This is a genomic window from Bradyrhizobium sp. B120, from assembly GCF_049075665.1.
Taxonomy (GTDB): Bacteria; Pseudomonadota; Alphaproteobacteria; order Rhizobiales; family Xanthobacteraceae; genus Bradyrhizobium.
Genome location: NZ_CP185242.1, coordinates 3,313,565 through 3,332,621 on the forward strand (window position 1 = coordinate 3,313,565; position 19,057 = coordinate 3,332,621).

Annotated in this window: 17 protein-coding genes; 14 read left to right on the plus strand and 3 right to left on the minus strand. The window is 64.9% G+C overall.

Annotated elements, in window-relative coordinates; translation table 11 throughout:
- The first annotated feature begins 5 nt into the window (after positions 1–5).
- Positions 6–1,676, plus strand: coding sequence for a urocanate hydratase (gene hutU / locus ACOIX3_RS15050; RefSeq protein WP_420970589.1), 1,671 nt, complete (start codon positions 6–8; stop codon positions 1,674–1,676).
- Between the two features lie 47 nt (positions 1,677–1,723).
- On the opposite strand, the gene ACOIX3_RS15055 is transcribed toward hutU, so the two are convergent.
- Positions 1,724–2,926 (minus strand): ABC transporter substrate-binding protein, encoded by a 1,203-nt coding sequence (locus ACOIX3_RS15055; RefSeq protein ID WP_420971737.1) that lies wholly within the window; start codon positions 2,924–2,926, stop codon positions 1,724–1,726.
- A 54-nt stretch (positions 2,927–2,980) separates the two neighbouring features.
- The gene (locus ACOIX3_RS15060; RefSeq protein WP_420970590.1) at positions 2,981–4,120 is read right to left on the minus strand and encodes an acyl-CoA dehydrogenase family protein; all 1,140 of its coding nucleotides are present in this window, start codon (positions 4,118–4,120) and stop codon (positions 2,981–2,983) included.
- 81 nt (positions 4,121–4,201) lie between these two features.
- Here ACOIX3_RS15060 and ACOIX3_RS15065 point away from each other — a divergent pair, with 81 nt between their 5' ends.
- Genes ACOIX3_RS15065 through ACOIX3_RS15080 form a run of 4 tightly spaced genes read left to right on the plus strand, consistent with a single transcriptional unit; the run spans position 4,202 to position 9,384 of the window.
- Positions 4,202–5,068 (plus strand): FadR/GntR family transcriptional regulator, encoded by an 867-nt coding sequence (locus tag ACOIX3_RS15065; protein WP_420970591.1) that lies wholly within the window; start codon positions 4,202–4,204, stop codon positions 5,066–5,068.
- Between the two features lie 59 nt (positions 5,069–5,127).
- Positions 5,128–5,937 carry an enoyl-CoA hydratase/isomerase family protein gene (locus ACOIX3_RS15070; protein ID WP_224924346.1) on the plus strand — a complete coding sequence of 270 codons (810 nt, stop codon included), beginning with the start codon at positions 5,128–5,130 and terminating at the stop codon, positions 5,935–5,937.
- A gap of 14 nt (positions 5,938–5,951) precedes the next feature.
- Positions 5,952–8,180 (plus strand): acyl-CoA dehydrogenase, encoded by a 2,229-nt coding sequence (locus ACOIX3_RS15075; RefSeq protein WP_420970592.1) that lies wholly within the window; start codon positions 5,952–5,954, stop codon positions 8,178–8,180.
- A 10-nt stretch (positions 8,181–8,190) separates the two neighbouring features.
- Positions 8,191–9,384, plus strand: coding sequence for a CaiB/BaiF CoA transferase family protein (locus ACOIX3_RS15080; RefSeq protein ID WP_420970593.1), 1,194 nt, complete (start codon positions 8,191–8,193; stop codon positions 9,382–9,384).
- A gap of 16 nt (positions 9,385–9,400) precedes the next feature.
- Here the strand turns inward: ACOIX3_RS15080 and ACOIX3_RS15085 are convergent, their stop codons facing one another.
- Positions 9,401–9,895: a MarR family winged helix-turn-helix transcriptional regulator gene (locus ACOIX3_RS15085; RefSeq protein WP_420970594.1), complete on the minus strand. Its 495-nt coding sequence runs from the start codon at positions 9,893–9,895 to the stop codon at positions 9,401–9,403.
- 198 nt (positions 9,896–10,093) lie between these two features.
- Here ACOIX3_RS15085 and ACOIX3_RS15090 point away from each other — a divergent pair, with 198 nt between their 5' ends.
- The 9 genes from ACOIX3_RS15090 to ACOIX3_RS15130 all read left to right on the plus strand — a co-directional run bounded on the left by ACOIX3_RS15090 (position 10,094) and on the right by ACOIX3_RS15130 (position 19,021).
- Positions 10,094–10,420, plus strand: coding sequence for a hypothetical protein (locus tag ACOIX3_RS15090; protein WP_420970595.1), 327 nt, complete (start codon positions 10,094–10,096; stop codon positions 10,418–10,420).
- 12 nt (positions 10,421–10,432) lie between these two features.
- Positions 10,433–11,752, plus strand: a complete 1,320-nt coding sequence (locus ACOIX3_RS15095) for a Rieske 2Fe-2S domain-containing protein (RefSeq protein ID WP_420970596.1) — start codon at positions 10,433–10,435, stop codon at positions 11,750–11,752.
- A 12-nt stretch (positions 11,753–11,764) separates the two neighbouring features.
- Positions 11,765–12,727: a PDR/VanB family oxidoreductase gene (locus ACOIX3_RS15100; protein ID WP_420970597.1), complete on the plus strand. Its 963-nt coding sequence runs from the start codon at positions 11,765–11,767 to the stop codon at positions 12,725–12,727.
- A gap of 27 nt (positions 12,728–12,754) precedes the next feature.
- Positions 12,755–13,978, plus strand: a complete 1,224-nt coding sequence (locus ACOIX3_RS15105; protein WP_420970598.1) for an ABC transporter substrate-binding protein — start codon at positions 12,755–12,757, stop codon at positions 13,976–13,978.
- A 53-nt stretch (positions 13,979–14,031) separates the two neighbouring features.
- Positions 14,032–15,315: a CaiB/BaiF CoA transferase family protein gene (locus ACOIX3_RS15110; protein WP_420970599.1), complete on the plus strand. Its 1,284-nt coding sequence runs from the start codon at positions 14,032–14,034 to the stop codon at positions 15,313–15,315.
- Positions 15,312–16,508: a thiolase C-terminal domain-containing protein gene (locus tag ACOIX3_RS15115; protein WP_420970600.1), complete on the plus strand. Its 1,197-nt coding sequence runs from the start codon at positions 15,312–15,314 to the stop codon at positions 16,506–16,508. Before ACOIX3_RS15110 ends, ACOIX3_RS15115 begins: the two co-directional genes overlap by 4 nt.
- A complete protein-coding gene (locus ACOIX3_RS15120) occupies positions 16,505–16,954 on the plus strand; it encodes a Zn-ribbon domain-containing OB-fold protein (RefSeq protein WP_420970601.1) in 450 nt (149 codons plus the stop codon). Before ACOIX3_RS15115 ends, ACOIX3_RS15120 begins: the two co-directional genes overlap by 4 nt.
- A gap of 274 nt (positions 16,955–17,228) precedes the next feature.
- Entirely contained in the window at positions 17,229–18,383 is a 1,155-nt protein-coding gene (locus ACOIX3_RS15125) for a transporter substrate-binding domain-containing protein (RefSeq protein WP_420970602.1), read from the plus strand.
- Entirely contained in the window at positions 18,380–19,021 is a 642-nt protein-coding gene (locus ACOIX3_RS15130; protein WP_092125390.1) for an ANTAR domain-containing response regulator, read from the plus strand. Before ACOIX3_RS15125 ends, ACOIX3_RS15130 begins: the two co-directional genes overlap by 4 nt.
- Positions 19,022–19,057 lie beyond the last annotated feature (36 nt).

Here is a 19,057-nt window from a genome sequence, read left to right on the forward strand (position 1 = left end):
CCGTCATGAACCGCCGATTGGATAACGAACGTATCATCCGTGCTCCCCGCGGCACCGACATCAGCGCGAAGAGCTGGCAGACCGAAGCGCCGCTGCGCATGCTGATGAACAATCTGGATCCTGACGTCGCCGAGCGTCCGAGCGAGCTTGTGGTCTATGGCGGCATCGGCCGCGCGGCGCGCGACTGGGAGAGCTTTGACCGGATTGCCGCCTCGTTGCGCAAGCTCGAAGGCGACCAGACGCTCCTGGTACAGTCCGGCAAGCCGGTCGGCATCTTCCGCACCCATGCGGATGCGCCGCGCGTCCTGATCGCGAATTCGAATCTGGTGCCGCATTGGGCGACGCTCGATCATTTCAACGAACTCGACCGCCTGGGCCTGATGATGTTCGGCCAGATGACGGCGGGCTCCTGGATCTATATCGGCAGCCAGGGCATCGTGCAGGGGACCTACGAGACGTTCGTCGAGGTCGGCCGCCGGCATTATGGCGGCAGCCTCGCCGGAAAATGGATTCTCACGGCGGGCCTCGGCGGCATGGGTGGCGCCCAGCCGCTGGCCGCGACCATGGCCGGCGCCTCGATGCTCGCCGTCGAATGCCAGCCGAGCCGCATCGAGATGCGGCTGCGCACGGGCTACCTCGACCGTCAGGCGACGACGCTCGATGACGCGCTGGCAATCATCGCCGACGCGGCCAAGACCCATAAGCCGGTGTCGGTGGGCCTGCTCGGCAATGCGGCCGAGATCTTTCCCGAGCTAGTGCGCCGCGGCGTGCGGCCGGACATCGTGACCGATCAGACCAGCGCGCATGATCCGATCAACGGTTACCTGCCGAAGGGATGGACGCTCGCCGATTGGGAAGCGCGGCGCGCCGCCGATCCGAAGACGGTCGAGACGGCGGCCAAGACCTCGATGGTCGATCACGTGCAGGCCATGCTGGATTTCCACGCGCAGGGAATCCCGACGCTCGACTACGGCAACAACATCCGCCAGATGGCCAAGGACATGGGCCTGAAGCAGGCGTTCGACTTTCCGGGTTTCGTTCCGGCCTATATTCGTCCGCTGTTCTGCCGCGGCGTCGGGCCATTCCGCTGGGCGGCGCTATCAGGTGATCCCGAGGACATCTTCAAGACCGATGCCAAGGTCAAGGAGCTGATGCCCAACGATGGCCATTTGCACAACTGGCTCGACATGGCGAAGGCGCGCATCAAGTTTCAGGGGCTGCCGGCGCGGATTTGCTGGGTCGGTCTCGGCGACCGCCATCGCCTAGGCCTTGCCTTCAACGAGATGGTGGCGCGCGGCGAGCTCAGGGCGCCGATCGTGATCGGCCGCGATCATCTTGACAGCGGGTCGGTGGCGAGCCCGAACCGCGAGACCGAGGCGATGCGCGACGGCTCCGATGCAGTGTCCGATTGGCCGCTGCTCAACGCGCTGCTCAACTGTGCGAGCGGCGCCACCTGGGTGTCGCTGCACCATGGCGGCGGCGTCGGTATCGGCTATTCGCAACACGCCGGCATGGTGATCGTCGCGGACGGCACGCCGGAGGCGGCGCGCCGGCTCGAACGCGTGCTGTGGAACGACCCGGCGACGGGGGTCATGCGCCACGCCGACGCCGGCTATGAAACCGCGATCGAATGCGCCCAGGCCAACGCCCTCGATCTACCGAGCCTGCGCGCGTGAGATGACGTTGGCGAGAAGCCACTGATGACGGTTCTCGCCAACCCGGCTCAATCGGCCGACAGCGGCTCGCCGGTCAGCGACCAGCTCTCGCCGTCAAACGTCGCGATCCGCAAGGTTCTGAACGGCGTGTAGTCACCGGGCCGGGTGCTGATCGAGACGCCCGGCAGCATCATCGGTAGCCGCTCGCCGCCGAGCGACGTCGCCTGCTTGACCAGGTTCTCGCGGGTCAGGTCGTCGCCGCATTTGCGCAAGGCGAGCTCCACGGCGTGCACGTTCATATAGGCAACCAGCACGGAATAGTCGTCCGGATTGGCCGAAGCTGCGTACGTCTTCAGGAAATCCTTGTAGGCCTTGACCTCGTCGTCATTGGCCCAGGCCGGGTCGCCCGGCTGCTTGAGGAATTGCGTGGTGACCAGGCCCTTCGATGCTTCGAGGCCCGCGGGCTTCAGGATGGTCTCGACCGAAGCCGTGGAGCCGCCGATCACGTGCAGCGGTTTCCAGCCGAGCTCGTAGACCTTGCGGATCGACTGCGCGGCGGCCTTCGACGACGACTGCTCGATCAGCGTGTCGACCCCGGCGGCCTTCAGCTGGACGATCTGCGAGTCGATCGTCGGGTCGGCAAGTTCGTAGGAGGCCTGGGCGACGATCAGCTCGGCCTTCGGACCGAGACCGGCGCGGAGGCCCTTGAGATAGTCCTTGCCGTAGTCGTCATTCTGGTAGAGCACGCCGATCCTGGCGTCGGGCTTGGTGCGCAGGATGTATTTGGCGACGACGCGGCCTTCGGTTTCGAAGTCCGGATAGAGCGGGATTGTCCACGGGAACGTCTTGGGATCGTTGAAACGGCGTCCGCCGGCGGTGATGAAGAGCTGCGGCACCTGCTTGCCGTTGAGGTATTTCTGGATCGCGACGTTGGGCGCAGTGCCAATCGTACCGACCTCGGCCAGAATGCCGACGTCCTCGATCAGCTTGCGCGATTGCTCGACCGCTTTCGGCGCGCTGTAGGCATTGTCGAGCTGGGTGAAGTTGATCTTGCGGCCATTGATGCCGCCCTTCGTATTCAGCATCTCGAAATAGCCGACCACGGCGCGCCCGGCGCCAGCGCCGAAGGCGGAGGCGGGGCCGCTCAGCGGCGTCGATTGGCCGAGCTTGATCTCGGTATCGCTGGCGCCGGGTCCATAGGTCTTCTGTGCGTAGGCAGGCGCCGCCAGCAGGGCTGACAGCGCGACGGCCGCCAACGCCCGGTCGATGATGTGGTTCAAGGTCGTTCCTCCCTGTAATTCGTTTCTTGTTGCAATCAATCTGCGCTAGCGCAGCAGCTCGCGGGCGATCACCACGCGCTGGATCTGGTTGGTGCCTTCGAAAATCTGGGTCAGCTTGGCGTCGCGCATCATGCGTTCGACCGGGTAGTCCATGGTGTAGCCGTAGCCGCCGAAGATCTGGACCGCGTCGGTCGTGACCTTCATGGCCATGTCGCTGCCGACGCATTTGGCCATGCTGGCAAGCACGTTCAGCCGCTTCCAGTCGCCGGCATCGCCGGCGCGGGCGCATTCGTAGACCAGCGCACGGGCGGCCTCGATCTGCATCGCCATGTCGGCGAGCATGAACTGCACGCCCTGGAATTCGGCGATCGGCTGCTTGAACTGCTTGCGTTCCTTGGCGTAGGCGATGCTCGCATCGAGCGCGCCCTGGGCGAGGCCGACCGACTGTGCACCGATGGTCGGCCGGTTGAGGTCGAGCGCGCGCATCGACGCGCGAAAGCCCTTGCCTTCCTCGCCGACGAGGTTTTCGGCCGGGACCCGGACATTGTCGAAAAAGATCGGGGTGTTGGGGGCGCCGCGAAAGCCCATCTTGCGCTCGTGGCGGCCGAACGTAATGCCCGGCATCTTTTTCGGCTCGACGATGAAGGCGCTGATGCCGTCGGCGCCGGCGCCGTCACTGGTCCGCGCCATCACCACGATGTAGTCGGCGACGACGCCGTAGCTGCACCACTGTTTGCGGCCGTTCAGGACATAGCTGTCGCCGTCCTTGCGGGCGCGGGTGTTGAGCGCGGCGACGTCGGAGCCGGCCTGCGGCTCCGAGATCGCGATCGCCGTGACCACGCCGCCCTGGGCGATGATCGGCAAATATTTCTGGCGTTGCTCTTCCGAGCCGAAATGCAGCAACGGCATGATGAACATGGTGTTGAGCGCCGCGATCGATGCGCAGGCAGGCGAGACCTTCGAGATTTCCTCGCGCGCGATGCAGGCCATGGTCAGGTTGCCGTTCGGGCCGCCATAGCGCTCCGGCACCCAGAGCTGCATCAATCCCATCTCGCCGAACAGCTTGACCAGCTCGAGCGGGAAGCGGTCGGTCTCGTCGATTTCGGCGGCGATCGGCGCCACATGCCTGGCGACCATCTTGCGCACGTTGTCGCGGAAGGCGACCTGCTCCTCGGAAAAACTCATACGGGCTCCCGTTTGTTTTCTTTGCCGGAAGCCAAAAAAGGGGCTTCCATTGAATAGGTGATCCATTTAATAATTCACCGCATGAGCACCAAGTCAAGCCCTCGCGCGCCGCAGCGCTCCCGCACCGCCTCGCCGAACCGGCGGGAGCGGGCCACCGATCTCCGCGCCGCCGCCACCGCGGCCGCGCCGACATTCAAGCCGATCCACACCAGGCGCACGTTCGAGGAGATCTGCGAGCGGATTCGCGAGCAGCTGGCGCTCGGCGTGCTGAAGCCCGGCGACAAGCTGCCGGCCGAGCGCGAACTCGCCCAGCAGCTCGGGGTCAGCCGAAATGTGCTGCGGGAGGCGCTGCGCAGCCTGGAGATGGCCGGCGTGCTGCGGCTGCAGAAGGGCGTCAAGGGCGGCGCCTTCATCCAGCAGGGCGACACCCGGCGCATGAACGAGGTCATGCGCGACATGCTGAGCCTCGGGACGATATCCGTGCGGGAATTGTCGGAGGCGCGGGTCCACGTCCTCGACCTCGTGGTGCAGCTAGCGTGTGCAAATGCGCGGCGCGCCGACCTCGATGCGCTGGAAGCCAATATCGAGCGAACGGAACTTGCCACGAAGGAAGGCAGGCTGCTCGATCGGGTCGAATGCTCGCGCGAGTTCTACAAGCTGCTGGCTGCGTCGACCGGCAACAAGGTAATCGCGATGATCGTGGACTCGGTCACCGAGATCCACATGCGCTTCGTCTACGCCAAGGTCGCCTCGAGCGGGGTCGCGATGGCGCGGCTGGCCGAGAAGCGGCGGCAGTTCCTGGCGGCGCTGAGCGAGCGAGACGTGGCGCTGGCGAGCCGGCTGCTGCGGTCGCACCTCGAATCCGTGCAGCGCATGCTGGAGCAGGATCCGGGAGCCATGTCGCTTCACGTCGCATTGGCCGACGTGCAGCCCGGGATGCGCCGGTAGCGCGCGCCAACCCTGCCGGAAAATCAACAACTCAGACAGCAACAACAATGGAGGCAAACGTGTCCAACTACGCCAAGTATGAATGCCTGACGGTCGAGGTCGCGGACAAGGTCGCGACCGTGACCTTGAATCGCCCGCAGGCGCGCAATGCCATCAATCAGAAGCTGATCCGCGAGCTGCGGACCATCTGGGACGACCTCGCCGACGATCACGCCGTCAATGCCGTGGTGCTGACCGGCGCCGGAGATTTCTTCAGCGTCGGCGGTGACGTGAAGGCGATGTCCGAGCGGCCGGGCGGCGACGTGCTCGAAGAGGGCGAAGTGCACGACCCCATGATCAGCCGCCGCGGGGTGACCCGCCAGCTCGAGCTCGACAAGCCGATCATCGCGGCGATCAACGGCGACGCCATCGGCCTTGCCGCGACCCATGCGCTGCTCTGCGACATCACCGTGATGGCCGAGGATGCGCGGATCGGCGACACCCACGTCTCGCGTGTCGGCCTGGTCGCAGGCGACGGCGGAACGGTGATCTGGCCGCTGCTGGTCGGCATCAACAAGGCCAAGGAATTCTTGATCCGCGGCACGCTGCTGAAGGGCAAGGAAGCGGAGCGGATCGGGCTGGTCAACCATGTCGCGCCGCGCGCCGAGGTGTTGGCCAAGGCCCGCGAGATCGCGGTCGAGCTCGCCAACGGTCCGACCTGGGCCATTCGCTGGACCAAGCTGTCGATCAACCAGATCGTCAAGGAGCGCGTGAACATGCTGCTGGAGGCCTCGATGGCGCTGGAGCAGGTGACATTCGAGACCGCCGACCACAAGGAGGCGACGATGTCGTTCAAGGAGAAGCGCAAGCCGAGGTTCGGCCAAGCATAGTTCGGGGCTGGGCCGTGGCCGTGACGGAAGCGTCGAATGACGATGTCGCAGGGATGCTGCGCCACTCCTTGCGCGGATTCCTCGACGAGCATTGGCGTCCGCGCGGCGCAACGGCATCGTCCTCGCCGGCCGAGGTGTCGGCGATTTGGCGCAAGCTGGTCGGGCAGGGCGTCGCCGCACTTGGTGCAGAGGAGGGCGAAGGCGGGCTCGCCGAGATCTTCGTCGTCATGGCGGAGCTCGGCCGCGCCGGGTGTCCGGCGCCGATGTGGTCTGCGGCGCTCGCCAATCTTGCGATCTCCGGATCGCAGGTCGACGTCGTGGTGGATCTGCTGGAGCGGCTGCACTCCGGGAAGGCGATCGTCGCCTTCTCGTTCGGCGCGCTGGACCCCGACCCTGGCACGGGCGCGATCGAGGTCACGGACCTCAGGGCAACGGGTGTGCTCCGCTTCGTCGAGGCTGCGGGAGCCGCCACGCATCTTCTGGTCGCGCTCGATCAAGCCCATCTTGCACTGATCGATCTTGGCGGTCCCGGTGTCGAATGCGTCGCGATCCGAGCGATGGGAGCGTGGGGGCTCTCCGAGATCAGGCTGAACGCCGCGCCGCTCATGCCCATTCCGGTCGGGACGGTCGATCTGGACGATCTCCGCATCAAGGGCAGAGCGGGGTTGACCGCGCGCGCTTACGGCGCGGCGCGGCGTGCGTTTGAGCTGGCCGTGGACTACGCCAAGGAGCGGCACCAGTTCGGACAACCGATCGGCAAATTCCAGGCCATCCAGCACAAACTGGCAAACTGTCTGATCGCGCTCGAAGGCGTCAGGCTGATCATCGAGCACACCGCCAGACTGCATGATGGCGGCAGCGACGACTGGCGCTACTTCGCCGATTGCGCGTCGGCGTTCTCCGGCAATGCGCTGCGGCAGGTCTCGCTGGAGACCCAGCATACATTCGGTGCGATCGGCTATGCCGAGGAGCACGAGGCGCCGATCCATTTCAAGCGCGTGCACCTCGATACGATCGCGCTCGGCGGCGCCTCGGATGCGAAGCACCGGCTGGCCGCACGACTGCTGGATGTAGGCGGCGCCGGGCTGCCGCAATATGACCTCGGGCCCGCCGGAAATGCGTTTCGCGAGCAGGTCCGGCTCTGGCTCGCGCAAAACTGGACTGGAGGCACAAAGCAGGCGTTCGACCAGAGGCCGTTCGCCAAGCGCGAGTTCGATGCGAGCTTCGCCCGAACGATCGGCGAGACCGGATGGATTGGTCTCGGCTGGCCGGAGCAGTTCGGCGGCCAGGCCCGCTCTCCGCTGGAGCAGATCGCGTTCATGGAGACGATGGAGCGGGGCGAGGCCCCACGGATCGGCGCGGCGATCCAGGCCAACGCGCTGATGATGTTCGGCACCTCAGAGCAGCAGCGGAAGTACTTGCCGGAGATCCTGCGCGGCGAAGCCATGCACGGCATGGGTTACAGCGAGCCGCAGGCGGGCTCGGACCTCGCGGCGCTGCGCACCAGTGCGATCAGGGACGGCGATCGCTGGGTGATCAACGGTCAGAAGATCTGGACCACCACCTGGTGGGGCAAATACATGTTCCTCGCCGCGCGGACCGACAAGGACGCCAAGCCGCCGCATGCCGGCATCAGCATGTTCATCGTGCCGATGGATGCGCCCGGCATCACCATCCGTCCATCCGTCACCATGTATGACGGCACGTTTGCCAACATCTTCTACGACAATGTCCGCATTCCCGCCGAGAACCTTATTGGCGAGGTCAATGGCGGCTGGAAGGTGCTGACCGGCGCGCTGGCCTTCGAGCGAGGGCTGGTCGGCGGCGGGATCGTCCTGAAGGTCGCGCACGCCTTCGAACAGCTGCGTTCGCATGTCATCGGCGATCGGTCCCTGGCCGATAACCCGATCGTCCGCGACAGGATGGCGACGCTGGCATCCGAGATCGAGATCGGCCGTCAGTTGATGATGCATTGTGCCGAGCTTGCCGCCGATGGCGTGACGCCGCCGGAATATGGCGCGATCAGCAAGGTGTTCTCCGGAGAGCTGATGGAGCGTTTCGGTGAGGCCGCGCTCGACATTCTCGGGATGCGCGCCGCGCTGTCCGAACAGATGCCGGGCGCGATCGACAACGGCCGCTTCGAGCAAAACCTGCGGCATTCGTTGATGTGGGTCATCAGCATCGGGACCAACGAGATTCAGCGCAGCCTGATCGCGCAACGCGCGCTCGGGCTGCCGAGATAGGAGAGATCGGATGCAGAAGGATGGCGACAGGGCGCCGCTCGCCGGGGTGCGGGTGCTGGACTTTTCCATCATGGTGGCGGGGCCCTATTGCGCGCGATTGCTCGCCGACGTCGGGGCCGAGGTCATCAAGATCGAGCCGCCGGAAGGCGACGACATGCGGCTGCGGACGCCGCTGCGCGAAGGCCACAGCACCTATTTCGGCCAGCTCAATGCTGGCAAGCGCAGCCTGGCGCTGGACCTGAAGAACGCCGATGCCATCAAGCTCGTGCATCGCATGGTCGCGGAGGCGGACATTCTCGTTGAGAATTTCCGTCCGGGAGTGATGGAGCGGCTCGGCCTCGGCTATGACGCGCTTCGCGAAATCAACCCGCGCCTGATCTATTGCTCGATCTCGGGCTATGGCCAGTCGGGCCCCGCCGCCGAGCGCGCGGCCTACGCCATGATCGTGCACGCCGAAAGTGGATTCGATCAGTCTCTGGCGCGCTACGCCGGTGACCGGGAACGTCCCGCGGCAGGAGCGATCTTCGTGGCCGACATCCTCGGCGGCATCTTCGGCTATTCCGCGATCCAGACCGCGATGGTCCAGCGCGAACGCACCGGGAAGGGGCAGCGCGTCGATGTGGCGTTGATGGACTGCATGCTGAACTTGCTGGTCTATGAGCTCCAGGAAGCCCAATTCCCGATCAGCGCGCCGCGTCCGACCTATGGGCCGGTGCGTACGCGCGATGGCGATATCCTGATCGCCCCGGTCACGCCGCGCAATTTTGCCGCGCTGTGCGAGGTCACCGGGCAGGACGAGCTGGCGAGCGATCCGCGCTTCACAAGCATTCCGGCGCGCGGTGCCAACTGGACCGCCATGATGCAGGTGATCGAGCAATGGACCGAGCGTCACACCGTCGCTGAATGCATCGCGGCGCTCGATCGCGCCGGCGTTCCCTGCGCCGAGTACCGGACGCCGGGCGCGGCGCTGACCGATGCCCATCTGCGTCAACGGGGCGTGTTCGGGACGGTCTCGGATGGCGCCGGCGAATTCGTCGGCGTCAACGCGCCATGGCAGATGTCCGGGGCCGATATCTCGATCGGAAGTCACGTTCCCGGGATCGGCGCGCAGCGCGACGATGTGCTGTCGCGGATCCTCGGATTGTCGCCGGAGGCGATCGCGGCGCTCTCCGCAGTGGGCACGTTTGGGAAGGCGCCGGCCTAAGCGGGCGCCGGCGATCTCAGGTGTCGGACGGAGCGTCCGGTGGCGGAGCCTTCGCGATCGCGAGCAGGCATTTCAGGAAATGCGCGCGGTCTTCCTTGCGCAGGGGTGCCAGCATGATGTTTTGCAGCTCAGCGGCGGCGGGGATAACGGCGAGAAGCGCTTCCTCCCCCTTGGCGGTGATCTGCACCTGGAGTGAGCGGCGGTCGTCCGGATTGTTCTTCTTCGAGACCAGCCGGCGCGCGACCATCCGCTTCAGCATCTCGCTGAGCGTGTTGCGGTCGCAGCTGATCCGGTCCGCCAGCACCGAGGGGGTGAGAGGACCCAATTGGTAAAGCGCCATCAGCACGCCGAACTGCCGCGGCGTGATGTCGCTCTGGCGCGTCATGCTTTGATAGAGCCCGTCGTAGCGGGCCTCCAGCAGCCGCAGCAAAAATCCGACGCCGCCTTCGAGTTGCCAGTCGCGCGCAATGTCCATCGCCGAACTCGTCTTCATACCCTTGTCGGCTGCCATGCCGTCGTTGGACTCCGATTTTTCGAATTCGCGTTAGCCGTTAGCAGCTTGGCCTGACGTCCTCAACCCTGCGGTGAACCGCACCCCGGCCTGTTCCCCGGTACGATGCAACTGCTCTCGGCCCTTGTCAGCCATTCGGCAATGTAGTACGTATACGTATCAAATGCGATGCCTAGACATCGTTCAGGGAGGTTGAACTTGGACCTGCGTGAGCTGCTGTCGATTCCCTATTTGCTCGAGGCCGAGGCGGTCGAAACCGAGCCGGGGCAGTGGCGGGTTCGCCTTGCCTATCCGGAGCTGCCGGGATGCACGGCGGAAGCCGCCGTCGTCGAGGACGCATTGCGGGAGCTCGAGCGGCGCCGCATCGAATTGATCGTCGGCCTCGTGGAGGAAGGCAAGCGGCCTCCCATTCCACGCAAGCCGCTCACCGCATCCGATCCGCTTTGGACCGCTCAGGACCTCGGACTGTCTGACCGCGTCGCCGCGCTTCTCGGCGGCGCGGCGGCAACGACTACACGCAATTGAGGAGGCAAACGCATGCTGTCGCGCGAAGACAATGAACGCCTGGTGAGGGTCGGTAAGGGCACGCCGCTCGGCGACCTGTTTCGGCTGTACTGGATTCCCTTCCTGCCCTCGGCCGACCTCACCAGGGATGGACAGCCGAAGCGCATCCGGCTGCTCGGCGAGGATCTGGTCGCCTTCCGCGACACCGAGGGGCGCGTCGGGCTGGTCGACCAGGCCTGCCCGCATCGCGGCGCGCCGCTGATCTTCGCACGCAACGAGGATTGCGGACTGCGCTGCGTCTATCATGGCTGGAAGTTCGACGTCAGCGGCGCCGTGACGGACATGCCGGCCGAGCCGGTGCGCAGCCGCCTCAAGGAGCGGGTCCGGATCAAGGCCTATCCCTGCAAGGAGCGCAACGGAATGATCTGGACCTATATGGGTCCCGACCAGGCCGAGCTTCCGCCGCTGCCGAACCTCGAATGGAATCTGGTGCCGGCCGAGCAGGTGCACATCTCGGTTCGCGTTCAGGAGTGCAACTGGCTGCAGGCGGTCGAAGGCGAGATCGACTCGGCGCACGCGCCGCTGCTGCACGGGCGGCTCGACGCCCAGGGCACGACCAGCGCCTGGATCCAGAAGCGCGACCTGCGGCCGACCTTCGAATGCATCAAGCAAGATTTCGGCATGAGCATCGCCGCGCGGCGCAATTACGATGCCAACACGCTGTACTGGCGGGTCAACCAGTTCATGCTGCCGTTCTATACGCTGGTGCCCCCGCTGTCGCCGTTCCCGGATCTGAGCGGGCACGCCTGGGTGCCGATCGATGACGAGAACACGCTCTGCATCATGTTCTCCTATCATCCGTCGGAACCGCTGCTGGAGAAAACGCGGCAGGTGTTCGCCGAAGGCCACAAGGGCCGCGAGAGTGGTCATGCCAGCAGCCACGCGCTGGTCCAGCATCCGGTGACGGTGCCGTATGCCGGCTATTGGACCAAATACAATCCGCAGAACGGCTTTCAATTCGACTACGAGGCGCAGCGGACCACCTGGTTCTCGGGCCTGCCGGGGCTGTGGGTGCAGGACGGCGCCTGCCAGAGCGGCGTCTCGCCGATCTTCGATCGCACCAAGGAGACGCTGTGCTCGAGCGATACCGGAATTGCGATGACGCGGCGCTTCATTCTGGAGGCGCTCGGCGCGTATCGCGATCACGCGATCAAGCCGAAGGGTGTCACGGACCCCGACGTGTTCATGGTGCGGGCGGTCTCGCTGCGGCTGCCGCCGGAGGATTCCTGGGTCGATGTCGGCGCGCCGTTCATGCGGGCGAAGCTCGGCGCCGATTTCGGGTACGAGTTGTGAGCGTATCCCGCCATGGTTGACGTGACGCAGGACGTGCTGGTCAAGCGCATCGGCTACGAGGCCGAGCGGATCAATTCCTACGAGTTGGTCGCCCGGATCGGCGGCGAGCTGCCGCCGTTCACGGCCGGCAGCCATATCGACCTGCATCTGCCGAACGGCATGATCCGCAGCTATTCGCTGGTCAACGACCAGCGCGAGCGGCGCCGCTATGTGATCGCCGTCAACAAGGATGCTGAGAGCCGGGGTGGCTCCAGCTTCGTCCACGACTCCGTGAAGGTCGGGGACATCATGACAATCTCCGGCCCGCGCAGCAATTTCGCGCTGCACGAACAGGCAGAGCATTCGGTCCTGATCGCCGGCGGCATCGGCATCACGCCATTGCTATCGATGATCCGGCGGCTGGAGGCGCTCGGACGCCGCTGGGAGCTGTTCTATGCCGCGAGGACGCGCGCGGCCGCCGCATTCCTCGACGAGCTCGGCCCATTCCGATCCGACCTTCGCTCCAGGATACATCTCGATTTCGACGATGAGCGATTGGGGCGTCTGTTCGACCTGCCGGCAATTGTCGGAAACGCACCGGCCCACGCGCATCTTTATTGCTGCGGTCCGGTGCCCATGCTCGCGGCATTCGAGGCGGCGACGGCCGATCGGCCGTCCGATCACGTGCATGTCGAATACTTCCAGGCGCGGGAAGCGCCCGCAACCGAGGGCGGCTTCGACGTCAAGCTCGCGCGAAGCAATCGCACGATCGCGGTCGAGCCCGGCAAAACGATCCTCGATGCGTTGCTGGATGCCGGCATCACCGCGAACTACGCCTGCACCGAGGGAGTCTGCGGCACCTGCGAGACGCGCGTGCTCGAGGGCACGCCCGACCATCGCGACCAGTTTCTGAGCAAGGAAGAGCAAGCGGCGAACACGAGCGTCATGATCTGCTGTTCGGGCGCCAAGTCCCGCACGCTCGTGCTCGATCTCTAGAACAACAACAGACGACGGGTGGAAACAATGAAGTATCTTTCGCGTATTGCCGGAGTGGCCCTGCTGGCCGTTTGCGCCGGTTCGCCCGCGTCGGCCGACGCAGCGCGCGCCCTCAAGATCGGCGTGCTCAACGACGCGTCGGGTCCTTACTCGGACAATGCCGGCGAAGGTTCGGTGACGGCGGCCAAAATGGCCGCCGAAGACTTCATGCAGCTTCATCCGGACTTCAAGGTCGAGATCGTCTCTGCCGACCACCAGAACAAGGCGGACGTCGGCGCGGCAATCGCGCGGCGCTGGATCGATCAGGAGAAAGCCGATGCGGTCGCCGACGTGCCGAACTCGGCCGTCGGGCTCGCCGTCAACGAGGTCGTGCGCGGCACCAAGGCGGCGCTGATTGCATCGAGCGCGGCGTCCTCCGACCTGACCGGGAAATACTGCTCGCCGAACACGATCCAGTGGACATTCGACACCTGGGCGGCCTCGCACACCATCGGTACCTATCTCGTGCGTCACGGCGGCAGGAAATGGTACTTCATCGCGACCGACAATGCGCTCGGCAAGTCGATGGTGCGCGACGGCACGGCGGTGATCGGCGCCGGCGGCGGCGCCGTTCTCGGGTCGGTCAATGTGCCGATCAACAATGCGGACTATGCCTCGTTCATCCTGCAGGCTGAGAGCTCCGGCGCCGATGTGATCGCGTTCGCGACCGCCGGCGGCGACACGGTCAGCCTGATCAAGCAATCCGCCGAGTTCGGGCTGAAGCAGAGCGGACGCAGCTTCGCGGCGCTGTTGACCACCACCAACGATGTCGAGTCGAGCGGCCTTGCGGTCGGGGAGGGGTTGATCATCACCCAGCCGTTCTACTGGGACCTCAACGATGCCAGCCGTGCCTGGTCGGCGAGGTTCAGCGCGCGTCAGCACGGCCAATCGCCGACCGCGTTTCACGCCGGCGTCTATTCTTCGGTGTTGGCCTATTTGAACGCGGCGCTGGCTGCGGGAACCAATGACGCGCCGGCGGTGATCCGGAAGTTGAAGGAGAAGCCGATCGACGACGCCTTGTTCGGGCCGGTCGTGGTGCGCGCGGACGGCCGCGCCATTCACAACATGTACATCTTCAAAGTGAAGAGCCCGAACGCGTCGAAGAGCAAGTGGGACCTGCTGGAGCAGGTCGGCGTGCTGTCCGGGCCGGAGGCGTTTCGGCCGCTCGACCAGGGCGGATGCTCGCTCGCCGAGCCGCCGAAGAGCAATTGACGACGACGGCCGCGACCTTCGGATCAACACTTCTCAAACTGACGGACCTCCCGATGCTTGATCAGCTTGAAGCCGACTTCCCCGAGCACACGCCACGCCCTGCCGATGCGCCAAGGGCGCTCGAGGGGGTCCGGTTGATCGATTTCTCGCATTTCATTGCGGGACCGTTTGCGACCATGATCCTCGCCGACATGGGCGCCGAGGTGATCAAGGTCGAAGCGCCCGGCCGGGGCGACGATTTGCGCCGCTATCCTCCCGTGCATCCCGATCTCAGGCACGGTGCGCCGTTCCTCTGGACCAACCGCAACAAGCGCAGCATTGCCCTCGATCTCAAATCGCCTGAAGGCCTGAAGGTCGCGCGCGAGCTGATCGCGACGGCAGACGTCCTTGTCGAGAACTTTTCGGCCAGCGTGATGGCGCGGCTGGGACTCGATTATGAGAGCTGCCGCAAGATCAAGCCCGAGATCATCTATTGCTCGGTGTCGGCCTATGGCCGCGACGGGGCGTTTTCGGACCGGCTCGGCTTCGATCCGATCGCGCAGGTCGAGAGCGGTTTTGTCTCCATGAACGGCTATGCCGATCGCGAGGGCGTGCGCGCATTGTCGCCGGTGATGGACATCAGCACCGCGATGATGGCAAGCAATGCGATCCTGGGTGCGTTGTTCGCGCGCGAGCGGAGCGGGCAGGGCCAGGCCATCGAGGTCTCGTTGTTCGAGAATGCTGTCCTGATGACCGGCTATGCGACTATGCAGTCGCTGTTCAACAATGCTGATCCGAAGCGAAGCGGCAACACCAGTCCGGATACGTGTCCGTCGGGTGTGTTTCAGGCCAGCGATTGCGCCTTCTATATCAATTGCGGCAACGACAAGATCTTTCAGCGCCTGATGGCGCAGGTTCTCGAGCGCGAGGATCTTGCGGCGGCCGAGATTTATGCAACCGGCCCGGATCGAATCCGCCGGCGCGAGGACCTGTTCGCGATCCTTGGCGACGCCTTTGCGCAGCAGCCTTGGTCGCATTGGCAATCGCGGATGCGGGCGGCGGGGGTGCCCTGCGGTCAGGTGCGCACCGTCGGCGAGGCGATCCGCTCCCCGGAGGCAAGGGAGCGCGGGATCGTCACCCGGATTCCGCACGAGACGCTGGGGTGGGTGCCGAACGTGAACCTGCCGATCCGCTATTCGCGCACTCCGATCGTCGATCCCGTCGCAGCACCGGCTGTCGGGCAGCACACCGAAGTCGTACTGCGCGAGTTGCTCAACTACGATGAGGCCGAGATCGCGCGCCTTGCCGCAAATGGGGCTTTCGGCAGCCAGCCCTCGCGACAGGATGCCAAGCCGTGACGGCGCGCGCGCGAGACGAGCGGACGCTGCGGGGCCGTGTGGCCGTGATCGGGATCGGTGAAACCGAATATTGTCGCCACGGCGCTTCTCCCGACCCGGAATTCAAGCTTGCGCTGAAAGCCATTCTAGCGGCTTGCGAGGATGCCGGGCTCGATCCCCGCGAGATCGACGGGTTCTCGTCCTACAGCGACGATCGCAGCGAGGCCTCGCGGCTGGCCGCGGCGCTGGGGACGCATCGATTGCGTTCCGCCACCATGCAATGGGGCGGAGGCGGTGGCGGTTGCTGTGCTGCGGTTGCCAACGCGGCGGCCGCGATCGTCGCGGGCCTCGCGGATTGTGTGGTGGTGTTCCGCTCGCTGGCGCAGGGCCAATATGGCCGGTTCGGACAGGCGGGCGGCATCCACACGGTTTCAGGCGAACGGTCCTATTTGATGCCTTATGGCGTGCTGGCGCCGCCGCAGCGCTTTGCCATGCGGGTGCAGCGCTACATGCACGAGCATGGCGTGCGGCAAGAGGCGTTGCGCGCGGTTGCGCTCGCCTCCTATCACCATGCCCAGGCCAACCCGCGTGCCGTGATGCACGGCAAGCCGCTGGACGCCGAGAAATACGATGCCTCGCGCTGGATCGTGGAGCCGTTCCATCTCTACGATTGCTGCATGGAAAATGACGGCGCGGCGGCATTGCTGCTGGTATCGGCGGAGCGCGCCGCAGAATTCCGGAATAAGCCGGCCTATCTGCTCGGTGCCGCCTTCGGATCCGGACATCGCGCCGCAGCGACAGCGCACAACGCGCCGCTCTACGCCACGGCGAGCTTCGACACCGTTGCCCCTGATCTCTACCGCATGGCCGGAGTAGGGCCGTCCGATGTCGGTGTGGTCCAGGCCTACGAGAATTTCACCGGCGGTGTCGTGATGGCGCTGGCGGAGCACGGCTTCTTCAAGCCTGAGGAGGTCAACGAGTTCCTGACCGTCGAAAACCTGATCGCGCCGTCCGGGCGGCTGCCGCTCAACACCAGCGGCGGCAACCTCGCCGAATGCTACATGCACGGTTTTGAGCTCGTGCTGGAAGCGGTTCGCCAGGTGCGCGGCACCTCGACGAGCCAGGCGCGACGCAGCGACGTCGCAATGGTCATCGGAGGTCCGATGGTCTCGCCCGCGAGCAACCTCATCTTGGGTTCGGAGTCCACCTTATGAGCAAGCCGAGCACGCGCTATCTCCCGGCAGGCCTGCCGATCCCGGTCGCGGAGCCCGACGGCCTGTCCGCGCCCTATTGGGAAGGATTGCGTCAGGGCAAGCTATTGGTGCAACGCTGCGGCCGCTGCAACACGTGGCAGTTTGGACCCGAATGGCTCTGCCACCGCTGCCACGCCTTCGATCCGGCATGGACGGTGATCGAGCCGCGTGGCCGGATCTACAGCTGGGAACGTGCGTGGCATCCGTCGCATGCGGCGCTGAGAGGACATGGACCTTACATCGCGGTGCTAGTCGAACTGCCGCATGCCGGCGGCATTCGCATGGTCGGCAATCTGCTCGGCGATCCCGAACAGGCGGTTGCAATCGGCGCCGATGTCGAAGGGGTCTTCGAGCATCACCCGGAGTCGGATCCGCCTTACGCCTTGCTGCAATGGCGCCGGGCGTAGGTTTCCCCGGAGTTACTATCGATCCCTGCGCCTGATACGGGCAATCGATCGCGCATCTACCGGAGATAGACGGTCCGTGGACCGCTGCACCTTTGATCATTTGCGGGTGACATCTGGTTTGCCTGCTTTCGCGTCAGCGCCGCTGACAGGATGAGCTGCCTGGGTCCTTGTCTCGCGGCAGATGACATGCAATCTTCCGCCCCCGGCAATGCTGTTCGAGAGCAACAAGAACAATAATCCCTCTCGTCCCTCCAATTCTGTCGAGGGCCTGATCATGTCGAACCTTACCCAAGCGACCTCCGCTCCATGGCGGATAGGCGTGCTGTTCTCGCGAACCGGCTTCATGTCGGTGATCGAGGAGACCCAGTATCAGGGCACGCAGCTTGCGATCGAGGAGGTGAACGAGGCGGGCGGGGTCTGCGGCCGCGAGCTGGTTCCCGTCGCCTACGACCCCGGCTCGGATTCGGCCGCCTATGGCCACTACGCCAAACGGTTGATGGTGGAGGATCAGGTCAGCACTATATTCGGCTGCTACACCTCGTCGAGCCGCAAGGCGGTGCTGCCGGTGGTCGAACGGCTGAACGGCCTGCTTTGGTACCCGACGCTCTATGAGGGTTTCGAGGCGTCGCCGAACGTCATCTACACCGGCGCCTCGCCGAATCAGAACAGCCTCGCGCTGTGCCGCTATTTGATGGATACGTTCGGAACACGATTCTATTTCGTGGGGTCGGACTACATCTATCCGCGCGAGTCCAACCGGGTGATGCGGGAACTGCTGAGGAGCAACGGCGGCTCGGTGGTTGGTGAGCGCTACGTCAATGTCTACGCGCGCTGGCAGGACTTTGTCCCGATCATCCAGGACATCAAGCGGGTCAGGCCCGACGTGATCTTCTCGACCGTCGTGGGGGAGGGCACGGTGTTCCTTTATCAGGCCTACGCGAATGTCGGGCTCGATCCAAAGCAAGTGCCGATCGCCAGCCTGACCACGACGGAAGCCGAAATCGCTGCCATGGGCTTCGACGTCGGCGAAGGACACGTCACCGCGGCATCCTATTTCCAGGGCGTCGAGGGCAGCGCCAACAGCGCGTTTGTGCAGCGCTTCAAGAAGCGGTTCGGCGCCGATATCTCGACCAACATGTGCGCAGAGGCATCCTATTTCCAGCTGCATCTGTTTGCGAAGGCGCTCGAGCAGGTCAATTCGCTCGACACGGAAGTGCTCCGCTCCATGGTGTTCGGCACCAGCTTTGATGCACCGCAAGGTGCCGTCACCGTCAACCCGATGTCGGGCCACACCGATCTGTGGACACGCATCGGGCGCGCCAACCGCCAGGGACAGTTCGATGTGGTCAGCCAGTCGAAGGAGCCGGTGCATGCGGATCCGTTCCTGATCGGGTATGGTCGTGCAACGCAAACAGGAAGCGTCCAATGAACGAGCAGTCGCGTAAGCCGTCGCTGAGCCGAGACGTCGGCGGACGCAAGACCATGGTTCAGGAACTTGCCGATCTGTCGGCCGTCGTGGTTGCGCCGGTCGACGATCAGGTCGGCATGTTGTTGCGCGAATTGCAGCGGTTCAGGATGCGGGTGCGTCAGGTCTGGCCGATGCCGGAGAGCGTGCCGGCCGATGCCGACGTGGTGTACTGCGAATATTCACCGGATCTGGCGCGGCGCCTGCCGTGGATTCCCGGCGATGCGCGTTCCGCGCTGGTCGTGATCCTGCCGGCGACGGAGGCCGTTCACGCCGATGCGCTGTGTCATGCAACGCCCAACGCCGTTCTGCCGCGGCCGTTCACGCAGAATGCAGTGTTGTCCAGCCTCGTTCTGGCGCGCAGCCAGTTCAGCTACGAACGGCGGCTTCGCAGCAAGATCGAGAAGCTCGACGACAATCTGCGTTCGATGCGCACGGTGGAACGCGCCAAGGCCATCCTAATGGCGACGCGCCAGATGCCGGAAACCGAAGCCTATGGCTTCATCAGACGACAGGCGATGGATCGTCGCGTGTCGGCAAGTGCAGTTGCCGCGGCGATTGTTGACTCGTTCGAACTGCTTGGCTACGATCATCAACAGTAAGCCCCAATAGCGGGGCCGGCGGCGACAGAGCCGCCT